Raw genomic sequence first — 13795 nt, 5'->3', positions numbered from 1 at the left:
TTAAGTCATCACGTATAGCACTTTAAATAAAACTGAAAATTGTTTTTGTTTTTCATATAAAAGCCTACCTTTGCAGCGATTTTTAGGCCACTATTATTTTTGAGTGATATGCAACAAATTTTTAACGCTAGACTGTTTGTATTTTTTCTGTTTTTAATAACACTTTCTTCATGTTCCGGAAAATGGACACAAGAAGACAAGGAGAAAATGAAAAAGGAAGTTAGAGAGTACACACAGCATCACCTTCAAGACACTCATGATTTCGCTTTGACATCTTACACAAATGAAGAAGGAGAAAAAGTGCATGTTGGGTTCCCGCTTCCTGTTATTCTTTGGGACAATGGTTTAAAGGTATTTTCTTCGTCAAAGTTCCATCATGGAGAGACACTTGCAGAGGTTGATGGGAATCACTACAAGTTGTATCACGGAAAAATATACAAAACAGATGCTCAAGGCACAATCAATTATGATGAAGAGCATCATGCAACAAACGCAAAACCACTGGATTTATCAATTACAAAAAATGTAGTAGTAATCTTTTTGGTTGGGCTTTTAATGTTCTTCTTATTTAAAGGTTTGGCAAAATCTTATAAAAACAATGGCGGAATTGCTAAAGGCGTTGGTCGCTTTTTTGAGCCTATCGTACTTTATATTAGAGATTATATCGCAATCCCGAACATTGGAGAAACCAAGTATAAAAAATACATGCCGTATTTATTGACGGTTTTCTTCTTTATTTGGTTTATCAATATGTTAGGTTTAACACCATTAGGTGTAAACGTAACCAACAGTATTTCGGTAACCATTGCATTAGCATTGATTACGTTTTTCATTACTAATTTTACAGGAACAAAAGATTATTGGAGGCACATTTTCGATCCATTAGGAAGTTCAATGCCTTGGATTGCTAAAATTCCATTATACATTATTCTAATTCCAATTGAGGTGTTAGGATTGTTTATCAAGCCGTTTTCACTTTTAATACGTTTGTATGCTAATATTAAAGCGGGACACATTGTATTGATGAGTTTGATTGGATTGATGTTTATTTTTAGAAGTTGGGTTGGAAGTCCATTGTCATTCGGACTTGCGTTTGCAATTTCTTTAATTGAATTGTTAGTTGCTTTATTACAAGCCTATATTTTCACGATGCTTTCTGCGCTTTATTTCGGTTTTGCCGCGGAAACTCATGACCATGCTGAAGAACACGAGGGTGAAGTACAGCACTTGTAATAATATAAATTTGAATGTTTAATTTTTAAATATATTTTTTATGGAAATTCCAGTAATGGTAGGTGCAGGTTTAGTTGTGATTGGTGTTGGTATTGGTATTGGTAAGATTGGTGGTTCAGCTATGGAAGCGATCGCTCGTCAACCAGAATCATACGGTAAAATCCAAACAGCTATGCTTATTGCTGCAGCCTTAATTGAAGGTATTGGATTTGCTGCATTATTTGCGGTATAATCAAAACCCATTTAAGTTAACCTTGTAACGGTTGGTTGCAAGGTTGACTTGATTTAAAAATTAAAAAAGAAATAACACTATATAAATTATGGAAAAGCTAATCGGAGAATTTTCAATAGGCTTGTTTTTTTGGCAAACCATTTTGTTCTTGGCATTGTTGTTCTTATTAAGAAAATATGCTTGGAAACCAATTTTAAATGCGGTTAACGATAGAGAGGAAGGCATTAAAAACGCTTTAGATTCTGCTGAAAAGGCAAAACGCGAGATGGAAAACCTTCAAGCTGATAACCAAAAGTTATTGAAGGAAGCTAGAGCTGAGCGTGAAACCATGCTTAAGGAAGCGCGTGAAATCAAAAACAAAATGATTGAAGACGCTAAAGAAGAAGCTAAGGTTGAAGCCAATAAGCTTATCGCTCAAGCGCAAGCATCCATCGAAACCGAAAAGAAAGCTGCGATTTCCGAATTGAAGTCCCAAGTGGCTAATCTTTCTATTGACATTGCAGAAAAAGTAGTGCGCGAAGAACTATCTAACAAAGACAAGCAAATCAAATTGGTGGAGTCAATGTTAGGCGAAGCAACTTTAAACTAATAACGTATGTCTAGAGCAGCAATACGATATGCAAAAGCAGTACTTTCCTTGGCAGTAGACAACAAATCTGCTGAAGCGGTTAGCAATGATATGAAGTTGATTGCCAAAACAGTTTCAGATAACACAGAATTAGATGCAGCCTTGAGAAACGCTATTGCTAAGCAAGATACAAAACGAGATATTTTGGCTCAAGTATTTCCTAAGACCAATCCATTGACAACAAAATTGTTTGACGTGTTGGTTGAAAACAATAGAATTGATATTGCGGCCGATGTGGCTCAAAAGTTCAATGTGTTGTATGAAGATTACATCGGAAAGGAAAAAGCGACGGTTACAACAGCGGTTCCAATGACAGATGATTTGGAGGTTAAGGTTATGGCGAAGATCAAGGAATTGACTAGCAAATCGGTTGAGTTAGAAAATATCGTAGATGAAAGCATCATTGGTGGTTTCATTTTACGTGTTGGAGATATTCAATACAATGCGAGTATTGCCAACAAGTTGAACACATTAAAAAGAGAATTTACATTAAATTAAATGTGTTAGCTAAGAGAGATTTAGCTAACATCTAATATCTAATAAAGATGGCAGAAGTAAAACCAGCTGAAATATCAGCAATCTTAAAACAACAACTTTCAGGTTTTGAAGCAGGTGCTTCATTAGACGAAGTAGGAACAGTATTAACTGTTGGTGATGGTATTGTACGTGCTTACGGACTTTCAAATGCACAATACGGAGAATTAGTTGAATTCGAAGGCGGATTGGAAGGGATCGTATTGAACCTTGAAGAAGACAACGTAGGTATTGTATTGTTAGGTCCTTCTAAAGAGATCAAGGAAGGCTCAACAGTAAAAAGAACCAACAAAATTGCCTCTATCAATGTAGGTGAAGGTATTGTTGGACGTGTCGTTGATACTTTAGGAAACCCAATCGATGGTAAAGGACCAATCTCTGGTGATACGTATCAAATGCCTCTTGAGCGTAAAGCGCCAGGTGTTATCTATCGTGAGCCTGTAACTGAACCACTTCAAACAGGTATCAAGTCTATTGACGCAATGATTCCTGTAGGTAGAGGGCAACGTGAGTTGGTTATTGGTGACCGTCAAACGGGCAAAACTACAGTTTGTATCGATACCATCTTGAATCAAAAAGAATTTTACGATGCGGGTGAGCCTGTGTACTGTATATATGTTGCTGTAGGTCAAAAAGCCTCTACAGTTGCCAACATTTCTAAAGTATTGGAAGAAAAAGGTGCATTAGCATATACAACGATCGTTGCTGCAAATGCTTCTGATCCTGCTCCAATGCAAGTTTACGCACCAATGGCAGGAGCTGCAATTGGAGAATATTTTAGAGATACTGGTCGTCCAGCTTTGATTATCTATGATGATTTATCTAAGCAAGCGGTAGCATATCGTGAAGTATCTTTATTATTACGTCGTCCACCAGGACGTGAGGCGTATCCAGGTGACGTTTTCTACTTACACTCAAGATTATTGGAGCGTTCAGCAAAAGTGATCAATGATGACAATATTGCTAAGGAAATGAACGACCTTCCAGACAGTTTAAAACCAATGGTAAAAGGTGGTGGTTCATTAACAGCTTTACCAATTATTGAAACCCAAGCTGGTGACGTTTCTGCATATATCCCAACAAACGTAATTTCGATTACTGACGGACAGATTTTCTTGGAGTCTGATTTATTTAACTCTGGTGTACGTCCAGCAATTAACGTAGGTATTTCTGTATCACGTGTTGGTGGTAACGCACAGATTAAATCCATGAAAAAAGTTGCAGGTACATTAAAACTGGATCAAGCTCAGTTCCGTGAATTGGAAGCCTTTGCAAAGTTCGGTTCTGATTTGGATGCGGCTACGTTGAATGTTATCGAAAAAGGTAAACGAAACGTGGAAATCTTAAAGCAGGCACAAAACGATCCATTTACAGTTGAAGATCAAATTGCAATTATTTATGCTGGATCTAAAAACTTATTAAGAGACGTTCCTGTTGAGAAGGTAAAAGAATTTGAAAGAGATTACATCGAATTCTTGAATGCAAAACACAGAGATGTGTTAGATACTTTAAAATCAGGGAAATTAACTGATGAGGTTACAGATACATTAAGCGCTGTAGCTAAAGACTTATCAGGGAAATATAGAGCATAATCAAATTCGTCTTGCCTTCTTTAAGAAGGCAAGATCTTTTCATATTTTAATAATATGGCAAACTTAAAAGAAATACGTAATAGAATATCTTCAGTCTCATCAACGATGCAGATTACCAGTGCCATGAAAATGGTATCTGCTGCCAAATTGAAAAAAGCTCAAGATGCTATTACTGCTATGCGTCCTTATGCTGATAAATTGACAGAACTTTTACAGAGTTTAAGTGCCACTTTAGATGCAGATTCAGGGAGCAAATTTGCGGATCAACGCGAAGTCAAGAAGGTGCTTTTAGTAGCCATTACTTCCAACAGAGGTTTGGCTGGAGCGTTTAATTCCAATATTATTAAGGAAGTCAATAGACTTGCATCAGAAACCTATGCCAATCAAGAAGTGTCTTATTTGGCAATTGGTAAGAAAGCAAATGACGCCTATAAGAAAACCAATAAGGTCATTGCAAATAAGAGTGATGTTTTTGATGATTTAACGTTTGAAAATGTTGCTGATATTGCTCAAATGTTGATGGATAAATTTGTGGAAGGCGAATTTGACAAGATTGAAATCGTTTATAACAAGTTTAAGAACGCTGCCACTCAAATTGTGATGACTGAGCAGTTCTTGCCAATCACACCAATGGAAGGCGACTCGACAGTTAATTTGGATTATATTTTTGAACCATCAAAAATTGAAATCGTTGAACAATTGATTCCGAAGTCTTTAAAAACACAACTTTATAAGAGTGTTAGAGATAGTTTTGCCAGTGAGCATGGAGCGCGTATGACTGCAATGCATAAGGCAACAGATAATGCTACAGAGTTAAGAGACCAGTTGAAATTAACTTACAACAAAGCACGTCAAGCTGCTATTACTAATGAAATCCTTGAGATTGTAGGAGGAGCAGAAGCTTTGAATAATTAGTGTTGTTTTCAAGACTTACAGTATAGATAAAACCCAACTTTTTAAGTTGGGTTTTTTTTATGGCATTAATTTTGAAATTGTATATTTATATCAAGACACTTTCAAGATGAAAATTATAAAACATATCGCTTTAACATTAACAATGCTTGTTCTTATGGCTAGTTTTTCTCAATGTTCTTCAGCTCAAAAACTTCAAAAAGAACCTCCAATGGCTTTTGGAGAAGTGTATGCCCAAAAATGGGTTGCAGGTATTGAAGGAGGAGGCTCAGGTATTGATGTGTTTGTGCCTATTGAAAAGAGTAGTATAACCTTAGACAGTATGTTTTTCAGAAAACAAAAGGTTAAACTTGAATTTGTGGAAGGTGACAGCCCAATGTACATTGGTCGATTTAAAACATACGTGAACCAATCAGAAAACATGGTATTGAGCAGCGACATGAAAGAGGAATCTAAAAACGCACTACCTCAACTCGCTGAAAGTATCCCCTTTGATATTGAAGATAATGCATGTGTGATAAGTTATAAGAAAGGTAATAGAACCTTATACTATAAAATTGTTGACATTGTAATGAAACAGCAATTACACTATCCGAGTGCTCCTAAAAACGGCCAATAACATATCTTTGGTTTACGTTTTCTAAAAACGTATTTTTAGCAGTGTAAAACACATCCTTTGAGCCTAGCAAAGACCTTTTTCAAAGACACATTTATTTATGGTTTAGCAATTGTATTGCCTAGACTGATTAACTTTCTTCTTGTACGTTTGCATACGGATGTATTACCAAATGAAGGCTATTCAGAAAATACCGAATTCTACGTTGTAGCAGCTTTTTTTAATGTGATTCTTACCTATGGAATGGAAACCTCTTTTTTTAGGTTTTTCAGTAAGAATAAAGACAAGAACACTGTCATGTCAACTGCTATGATTTCTATTATAGCTAGCACATTGTTGTTTGGGGTAGCTTTGTTTTTGTTTAGGGATCCAATTTCTGAAGCCTTAAATATTAACGCAGATTTTTATTCACTTCTAGTAGGAATTACGCTAATAGACACCTTAGTGGTTATTCCATTTGCTTATTTACGAGTAACTGGAAAACCTGTCAAATTTGCTATAATTAAGCTAATCAACGTTCTTATTATTGTTATTCTTAACATATTATTCCTTTCTACGGTCTACGGATCGGAAGCACTACAATCTGTATTTTCAGTAGCGAATAAAGTAGAATATATCTTTGTAGCGAATCTTATTGCAAGTGCTATTGTCCTTATATTGGTATTGCCGTATTTCTTTAAGTCTAAGTTGAGCTTTCAATTACATATATTCAAAAACCTGTTGTCTTATGGTTGGCCAATAATGGTGGCTGGATTGGCATTTGTTATAAATGAAAATTTAGACAAATGGCTGCTTCCGCAAATAGAAGGCGAGTTTATCAACGGAGCTTATAGCGCTTGCTACAAATTGGCCGTCTTCATGACATTATTCATTCAGGCTTTTCGTATGGGAGCCGAACCATTTTTCTTCAATCATTCCGACAAAACTAATGCTAAGCAAACCTATGCAACAATACTGAAGTACTTTACAATAGTAGGAGCTTTTGGATTAATGTTCGTGATCGTTTATATCGATTTGCTTAGACCAATTTTTATTAAAAAGGAAACCTACCTCTTAGCCTTAGATATCGTTCCAATAGTTCTGTTGGCTAACCTGTGCTTGGGAATTTACCATAATCTTTCAGTATGGTATAAATTGACAGATCGCACAAAATATGGGATGTACATTTCATTGGTTGGCGCTTTGATAACCGTTGGTTTCAACCTTGTCTTTATTCCAAAAATCGGATTTATGGCCAGTGCTTACGCCACACTTTTAGCATATGGATTGATGATGCTTTTGTCTTTCGGAATAGGAAAAAAATTCTATCCTGTACCTTATAATGTGAAACGCATTTCATTATACTTGATTGTTAGTACAATATTAAGTTTTATAACTTATTACCAATTCGATAGAAATATTTTACTAGGAACTGTATTTTTGTTGTTCTTTATCGCTCTAACCGTAGTATTGGAACGTAAAGAATTACAACTTTTTCTGAAAAGATAATTGACCTTACAACCAAAAGAAAATGCAAATTAAAATCATTAATACATCCAACCACGATTTACCTCATTACGAAACTCAAGCGTCTGCTGGTATGGATTTAAGAGCTAATTTATCCGAGCCAAGAACATTAAAACCTTTGGAGAGAAGTATTGTTGGAACAGGTCTTTTTATTGAATTGCCAATTGGATACGAAGCCCAAGTGAGACCTCGTAGCGGTTTGGCCGCCAAGAAGGGAATAACAGTTCTGAATGCACCAGGAACTATTGATGCTGATTATAGAGGTGAAATAGGAGTCATCCTGGTCAATCTATCCAACGAGGATTTTACGATCCAAAATGGAGAACGCATTGCGCAACTTATCATAGCAAAACACGAACGTGCAGAATGGATTCAAGTTGAGGAGCTTTCTCAAACCGATAGAGGTGAAGGAGGATTCGGAAGTACAGGAGTAAAATAAACGACCAATTAAAATATATTTATGAAAATAATAGTACCAATGGCAGGTCGAGGTTCTCGACTGAGACCTCATAGTTTAACCGTACCAAAACCTTTAATTCCTGTAGCTGGACAACCCATAGTTCATAGATTGGTTAAAGACATTGCTAAAGTTTTAAAACAACCTATCGACGAGATTGCATTTGTTTTGGGAGATCCAGCCTGGTTTGGTGACGATGTGGTTGAAAGCTTAAAAAGCTTGGCTGCTAGCCTTGGAGCGAAACCTTCTATTTATCGTCAAGATCAACCTTTGGGAACAGGTCATGCTATTATGTGTGCTGAGCCTTCATTGTCAGGTCCAGCAGTTATAGCTTATGCAGATACCTTAATACGAGCTAAATTTGACTTAGATGCTGAAGCTGATAGTGTTATTTGGACAAAACAAGTGAAAAATCCAGAAGCGTATGGAGTTGTTAAGCTTAACGACCAAGATGAAATCATTGAGTTGGTTGAAAAGCCTAAGGATTTTGTGAGTGATCAAGCGGTTATTGGAATTTATTATTTTAAGGATGTCGCTGTATTGAAGCAAAAACTCAAAGAAATCCTTGATGAGAATATTATGAATGGTGGTGAATATCAGATCAATGATGGTATTAAGCGTATGATGGCCGAAGGTAAAGTGTTTAAAACAGGAACGGTTGACGAATGGATGGATTGCGGAAACAAACAAGTGACTCTAGAAACTAATGCAAAAATGTTAAGTTTTTTGAAGGCTGATGGTGATGAGCAATTAATTTCGTCTTCAGTTTCAAATACGAATTCTACCATAATAGAGCCTTGTTACATTGCCGAAAATGTGGTTTTGAACAATGCAACTATAGGTCCTAACGTTAGCATAGGAGAAAATTGTGTGATCGAAAACTCAAGCGTTAAAAATAGCTTAATTCAAACACACACAACCATTAAAAATGCTACCTTAGATAATGCCATGATTGGTAACCATGTGAGTTATGACGGAAACTTTAATAGCGTTAGCTTAGGAGATTATTCGGTTTTGGAATAGTTATTGACCAACTCTTCTGAATTCACTAGCCATTGTGCTGAAACGCCTTTTTATGAAGACTAAATTTAAAATCCTTTGTCTGTGTTTAGGAATCTTTTTGATTTCCCAACCGATCTATGCACAAGTGGATTTCAATAAACGTCCAGATGATGATTTAGGAAATTACGAAGATGCTTACCAAGAACATTTTTTTGAAGCCCTAAAGCAAAAAGGTATTGAAAACTACCAACGTTCAATAGATGCATTGTTGAAATGTATTAAAATTGATGACTCAGACCCTGTTCTATATTTTGAACTTGGTAAAAATTACAAAAAGCTTAAAAATTTTGGTGCAGCTGAAGACGCCTTAAAAGAAGCAATATCAAAATCGCCTCAAAATGAATGGTTTCTTGATGAACTTTACGATGTGTATATGCAACAAAATGATGTTGACAATGCTTTGAAAACCGTTAAAGAGCTTGTGAAATTCCATCCTGATTATAAGCAGGACTTAGCAAACCTTTACACGGAAGCAAAAAAATATAAGAGCGCATTAAAAATTCTTGATGAACTTGATGCTGAATTTGGCTATAACGAAGAGCGTGATTTTTTGAGAAACCGAATTTATGATATTACAGGAGATGATGATGAGCGTATTGAAAATCTTGAAGAACGCGTTAGTAGTAATCCTGAAGATGAAGACAGCTACCTCAGATTGATATATAGATACAGCGAATCTGGAGAAACTGAAAAAGCCTTTGAAGCAGCTAAGTCCTTACTTAAATCGAATCCAGAATCACAATTAGTACATTTAGCATTATATAAATTTTATCTTGAGAAGAAAAAAACCGATCAGGCTTTAAACTCTATGAAAATAGTGCTTACAAGCCCCATTATAAAGCCTGAAGCAAAGGCCAAGGTTCTAAATGATTTTGTAAGTTTTGTTTCAAAAAATCCAGAATACGAACCTCAACTGGTCGAAATTACCGCCTTGATTGACGATAATAAATCAGAAAAAACTCTAAATGAACTTGCTCAATACCACCTGAAAGTTGGAGACAAGGAAAAAGCTCTAGGATATTATGAACAAATTTTAGAAGTCAACCCAAATGATTTTAACACCATCAAAGATGTTCTCTTATTGCGTTTAGATTTAAATAAGGATGATGAAGTTGTAAAGCTTAGTAATGAAACGCTAGAGTTGTATCCAGCGCAAGCCATTTTGTATTTAGTTAATGGTGTCGCCAACACCAAACTCAACCAACCTAAGAAAGCAATTGAAAGCCTTGAGATGGGTATGGATTTTGTAATTGACGATAAGGCTATGCTTTCAGATTTTTACATCCAATTGAGCAAGGCTTATGAGTTAACGAATAATATTACGAAGTCTGAAGCGTTTGCTAAAAAGGCAGAAGCATTGTCTAAAGAGCAATAATGTTATGAAAGAATTTAAAATAGTTGTCTATTTTGTGTTCATCGTTTTTCTGGTGTCTTGTAAATCTGGAAAAGCGGTCTTGAATTCAGGAGAAATCAATAAAGACATTTCTGCTAAACAACTGATTCGTGAAAATTCCAAAAAGCAAGCCAAGTTCAAAACACTACAAGCTCGAGTAAAAATTGATTACACTCAAGATCTTGAAGAACAAGGGTACACGGTTAACTTGAGAATGGAGAAAGATAAAACCATCTGGATCAGTGCTACTTTAGGTTTGGCAAGAGCCATGATCACACCTAAAGAGGTGAGCTTTTATGATAAAATAAACAATCAGTTTTTTAAAGGTGACTATAAGCTTTTAAGTAATTTATTAGGTGTTGAACTGAATTATGAGAAAGTACAGAGTCTACTTTTGGGTGAAGCTATGTTTGATTTGAAAGATGGAAAATATGTGGCTTCTACTTCAGAAAACTCGTATGTTTTACAACCTGAAGAACAATCTGCTCTCTTGGAATTGTTTCTGCTCATGAATCCTTCTCATTTCAAAATGGACTCTCAACAATTGATGCAGCCACTTAAAAAAAGGTTTCTTCAGGTTGATTATTTAGCTTATCAGGATGTTGAGAAACAAATTTTACCTAAAGACATTAAAATTATTGCTGTTGAGAATAATGAAGAGGTCATTATAGCTATGGAGTACAAATCTGTTTCGTTGAACCAAGATGTTCGTTTCCCATTTAAAATTCCTTCCGGATTTAAAGAAATTGTATTAGATGACACACCATAAACCAACATATTCATTAGTTGTTATAGTTTTTCTTTTTTGTACTGCTTTTGGTTTTGCACAAAGTGACAAGCAGAAAGCACTTGAGGCTAAACGTCAGCAGTATCAAAAGGAATTAAAGCAGATTAACGCGTTGTTATTTTCCGATAGAAAAAAGGAAAAATCATTGGTGTCATTGGTTGAGGATTTGAATACCAAAATAAATGTTAGGAGAAACCTTATCAGAATAACCAACGATCAAGCCAATTTATTGACACGCGAAATCAACGCCAATCAAAATGAAATCTCTAGCTTAAGAGACCAATTGAAAGAGTTAAAACAAAATTATGCAGACATGATTGTAAAGTCTTACAAAAGCAAGTCTGAACAAAGTCGTGTCATGTTTTTGCTATCTTCCGACAATTTTAAGCAAGCTTACAAACGACTTCAGTACATGAAGCAATACAATAATTACCAAAAGGAACAAGGTGAATTGATAAAGGCAAAAACATTAAAGCTTCAAGAACTTAACACAGATTTACTTCGTCAAAAGAAAGACAAAGACAAATTAGTTGAAGAAAACAGAATTGTAAAAAAACAACTGGAACAAGAACTTGAAGAGCAAGAGGTGTTGATGGCTTCCATTAGAAAAAACATGAAGACCTATGCCTCACAAGCGAAACAAAAACAACAAGAAATTGACCGTATCGATCGCGAGATTGAACGTTTGATTCGTGAAGCTATTGCGGCTTCAAACAAAAAGGCAGGTAAGAACACAACCGCTACAAGTAAATTTGTATTGACACCTGAAGCGAAAGCCTTAGCAAAGAATTTTGAATCTAATAAAGGGAAATTACCATGGCCTGTTGAAAAGGGCATCGTCAAAGTTAAATATGGGAAACAACCTTCTCCTATTGACAGAACTGTAACAATCAATAGTCAAGGGGTTAAAATTGCGACAGAAAGAGGCACTCAGGTACGAGCTGTTTTTGATGGAGAAGTATCACAAATATTAGTCATTCCAAATGCAAATCCAGTAGTCATGATTCGACATGGTAACTACATAACAGTTTATAAGAATATGGCCAAGATCTATGTAAAAAAGGGTGACAAGGTCAAGACCAAAGATGTAATAGGTGAAGTGTTTACCAACAATTCAACTGGAGAAACAATGCTAGGCTTTGGTGTTTATAAGGACTCCCAAACCCAAAATCCAGCAAGCTGGCTGTATCAAATGTAAGATTTGTTTAATCTTCTATTTCAAAAATAGCTTTGAGCTCTTTAGCTTCGCTCGGCTTCATTTTTCCCGCAAGCACTAGACTCAATTGCTTTCTACGCAAAGCACCATCAAAGCGCTCTTTTTCCAATTGGGTTTCAGGCACTAATTCAGGAACATTCACTGGGCGACCTGTTTCATCTACTGCAACAAAAGTATAAATAGCTTCATTGGCTTTGGTGGATTCCCCAGATTCGCGATCTTCAATCCAAACATCTAGATAGACTTCCATCGAGCTTTTAAAAGCACGAGAAACTTTCGCTTCAACAGTCACAACACTTCCAAGAGGAATAGCTCTATTGAATGCGACATGGTTTACAGAAGCTGTCACGACAATACGTCTACTATGTCTTCTAGCAGCAATGCTAGCAGCGCGATCCATACGTGCTAAAAGCTCTCCTCCAAAAAGATTGTTTATAGGATTAGTTTCACTAGGTAAAACCAAATCGGTCATAACGGTTTTAGATTGAAATGCAGTTTTTGCTTTCATGTAAGTAGTTTACAATTTTTTGCAAAGGTACATGGAATTCCAGTCTTAAACGAAATGATTTTGAAATTATATAGAATCTACGTGAGGAACCTATCAGTCTAAAGCTTTCACCAGCAACCAAGCTTCTCGATTGTGCTCACGTTTTATTTGACGTAATGCTTGCAATGCTTCAACTCGATCTGAATATGAGGCATAAACGACTTCGTGAAGTCCGTATTTATTGACTCCAATTTTTCTTGCGTTATAACCCTTAGCCTTTAGCTGCTCGACTTTTTTATCGGAATTGGCTTCAATTCGAAACGCTCCAGCAACAATATGGTAATTACCTGTTTGTTGGGCCACTGAAAGTGTTGCTGCAGGAAGCGGATTATCAATAATAAAAGTAGCTTCTTGAACTTTCGCATCCAATTTCTGATTGGCTTCCTCTTGAGCTAATTGATTATGTGTTTCGATTTGGTTGAGGTAATAATTAGATACCGTAAAACCACCCACTGTCAAAGCTATAACAGCTATAGCGGCATATTTTAAATAATTGCGAGATTTACGTTTTTCTGGAGTAATGGTTAATGGAATAGCCTTTTCAATAGTTTCGGCTTCTTCCTTATAGACTTCACGGGTGATTTTTTCTGAAGTAAATTGTGATAATCCAAATGCTTCAGTGAGATAGTTGATATGATGTGATGGCTCAAAATTAATTTTACCTTCGTTATTCAAAACCATTTCACCAACGTTATCAAAAGCTATGGTTTCGCCTTCAACCAAGTAAGACTTAATCGATTTGACGTGCTTACGAACTTTTTTCAAGGCATTAGTGTAAGGAATCTTTTCAACCTCAGCTATATAGTTAGCAAGTAGACCATCATTTACTTGCAATTGCTCATTAAAAGACAATACTTTTTTTGGAGGATAAAAGGCGTGTGTTGTCTCATGAACCTTCGCTGACACACGATTTGTTAAAAAAGCACCTAGTTCAGGTACGATAACACAATCGTAACGGTATAATAAATCACTGATGTAAGTCTCCAGTTGCATAAAAACAAAGTTAAACATTTTTACATGTGAATAAAATCTATGTAAGAGTATTTATTAACAGTGCAAATTTTGTATTTTCATAGAAAA

The 13795-nt window shown here is 35.8% G+C and carries 15 protein-coding genes; 13 read left to right on the top strand and 2 right to left on the bottom strand.

The features are described from left to right. Nucleotides 1-108: 108 nt before the first annotated feature. The 13 genes from atpB to AB9K26_RS11380 all read left to right on the top strand — a co-directional run bounded on the left by atpB (nucleotide 109) and on the right by AB9K26_RS11380 (nucleotide 12150). Nucleotides 109-1233 (top strand): F0F1 ATP synthase subunit A, encoded by a 1125-nt coding sequence (gene atpB, locus AB9K26_RS11440; RefSeq protein WP_369972692.1) that lies wholly within the window; start codon nucleotides 109-111, stop codon nucleotides 1231-1233. A gap of 40 nt (nucleotides 1234-1273) precedes the next feature. Continuing rightward, nucleotides 1274-1465 (top strand): ATP synthase F0 subunit C, encoded by a 192-nt coding sequence (gene atpE, locus AB9K26_RS11435; RefSeq protein ID WP_033959615.1) that lies wholly within the window; start codon nucleotides 1274-1276, stop codon nucleotides 1463-1465. Between the two features lie 88 nt (nucleotides 1466-1553). Further along, nucleotides 1554-2054 (top strand): F0F1 ATP synthase subunit B, encoded by a 501-nt coding sequence (locus tag AB9K26_RS11430; protein ID WP_369972691.1) that lies wholly within the window; start codon nucleotides 1554-1556, stop codon nucleotides 2052-2054. Nucleotides 2055-2060: 6 nt separating this feature from the next. Continuing rightward, nucleotides 2061-2591: an ATP synthase F1 subunit delta gene (atpH, locus tag AB9K26_RS11425; RefSeq protein ID WP_369972690.1), complete on the top strand. Its 531-nt coding sequence runs from the start codon at nucleotides 2061-2063 to the stop codon at nucleotides 2589-2591. A 47-nt stretch (nucleotides 2592-2638) separates the two neighbouring features. Continuing rightward, complete coding sequence (atpA, locus tag AB9K26_RS11420; RefSeq protein WP_369972689.1) at nucleotides 2639-4219, top strand: F0F1 ATP synthase subunit alpha; 1581 nt, start codon at nucleotides 2639-2641, stop codon at nucleotides 4217-4219. Nucleotides 4220-4273: 54 nt separating this feature from the next. Beyond that, the gene (atpG, locus tag AB9K26_RS11415; protein ID WP_369972688.1) at nucleotides 4274-5134 is read left to right on the top strand and encodes an ATP synthase F1 subunit gamma; all 861 of its coding nucleotides are present in this window, start codon (nucleotides 4274-4276) and stop codon (nucleotides 5132-5134) included. Nucleotides 5135-5240: 106 nt separating this feature from the next. Continuing rightward, nucleotides 5241-5750 carry a hypothetical protein gene (locus AB9K26_RS11410; protein ID WP_369972687.1) on the top strand — a complete coding sequence of 170 codons (510 nt, stop codon included), beginning with the start codon at nucleotides 5241-5243 and terminating at the stop codon, nucleotides 5748-5750. Between the two features lie 57 nt (nucleotides 5751-5807). Next, entirely contained in the window at nucleotides 5808-7235 is a 1428-nt protein-coding gene (locus tag AB9K26_RS11405; protein ID WP_369972686.1) for an oligosaccharide flippase family protein, read from the top strand. A gap of 22 nt (nucleotides 7236-7257) precedes the next feature. Further along, complete coding sequence (dut, locus tag AB9K26_RS11400; protein WP_369972685.1) at nucleotides 7258-7692, top strand: dUTP diphosphatase; 435 nt, start codon at nucleotides 7258-7260, stop codon at nucleotides 7690-7692. Nucleotides 7693-7713: 21 nt separating this feature from the next. Continuing rightward, nucleotides 7714-8733: a sugar phosphate nucleotidyltransferase gene (locus AB9K26_RS11395; RefSeq protein ID WP_369972684.1), complete on the top strand. Its 1020-nt coding sequence runs from the start codon at nucleotides 7714-7716 to the stop codon at nucleotides 8731-8733. A 52-nt stretch (nucleotides 8734-8785) separates the two neighbouring features. Then, nucleotides 8786-10147 (top strand): tetratricopeptide repeat protein, encoded by a 1362-nt coding sequence (locus AB9K26_RS11390; protein WP_369972683.1) that lies wholly within the window; start codon nucleotides 8786-8788, stop codon nucleotides 10145-10147. Nucleotides 10148-10151: 4 nt separating this feature from the next. Then, nucleotides 10152-10934 (top strand): DUF4292 domain-containing protein, encoded by a 783-nt coding sequence (locus AB9K26_RS11385; protein ID WP_369972682.1) that lies wholly within the window; start codon nucleotides 10152-10154, stop codon nucleotides 10932-10934. Continuing rightward, entirely contained in the window at nucleotides 10921-12150 is a 1230-nt protein-coding gene (locus tag AB9K26_RS11380; RefSeq protein ID WP_369972681.1) for a murein hydrolase activator EnvC, read from the top strand. The genes AB9K26_RS11385 and AB9K26_RS11380 overlap by 14 nt, the downstream gene beginning before the upstream one ends. A 7-nt stretch (nucleotides 12151-12157) precedes the next feature. On the opposite strand, the gene AB9K26_RS11375 is transcribed toward AB9K26_RS11380, so the two are convergent. Further along, a complete protein-coding gene (locus tag AB9K26_RS11375) occupies nucleotides 12158-12676 on the bottom strand; it encodes an acyl-CoA thioesterase (protein WP_369972680.1) in 519 nt (172 codons plus the stop codon). A gap of 93 nt (nucleotides 12677-12769) precedes the next feature. After that, the gene (locus AB9K26_RS11370; protein WP_369972679.1) at nucleotides 12770-13708 is read right to left on the bottom strand and encodes an SPOR domain-containing protein; all 939 of its coding nucleotides are present in this window, start codon (nucleotides 13706-13708) and stop codon (nucleotides 12770-12772) included. Nucleotides 13709-13795: the final 87 nt, after the last annotated feature.

This window comes from Psychroserpens sp. XS_ASV72, from assembly GCF_041224425.1.
Taxonomy (GTDB): domain Bacteria; phylum Bacteroidota; class Bacteroidia; order Flavobacteriales; family Flavobacteriaceae; genus Psychroserpens.
Note: the sequence above shows the minus strand (reverse complement) of the source record. Positions and strands in the feature narration are given on the sequence as shown.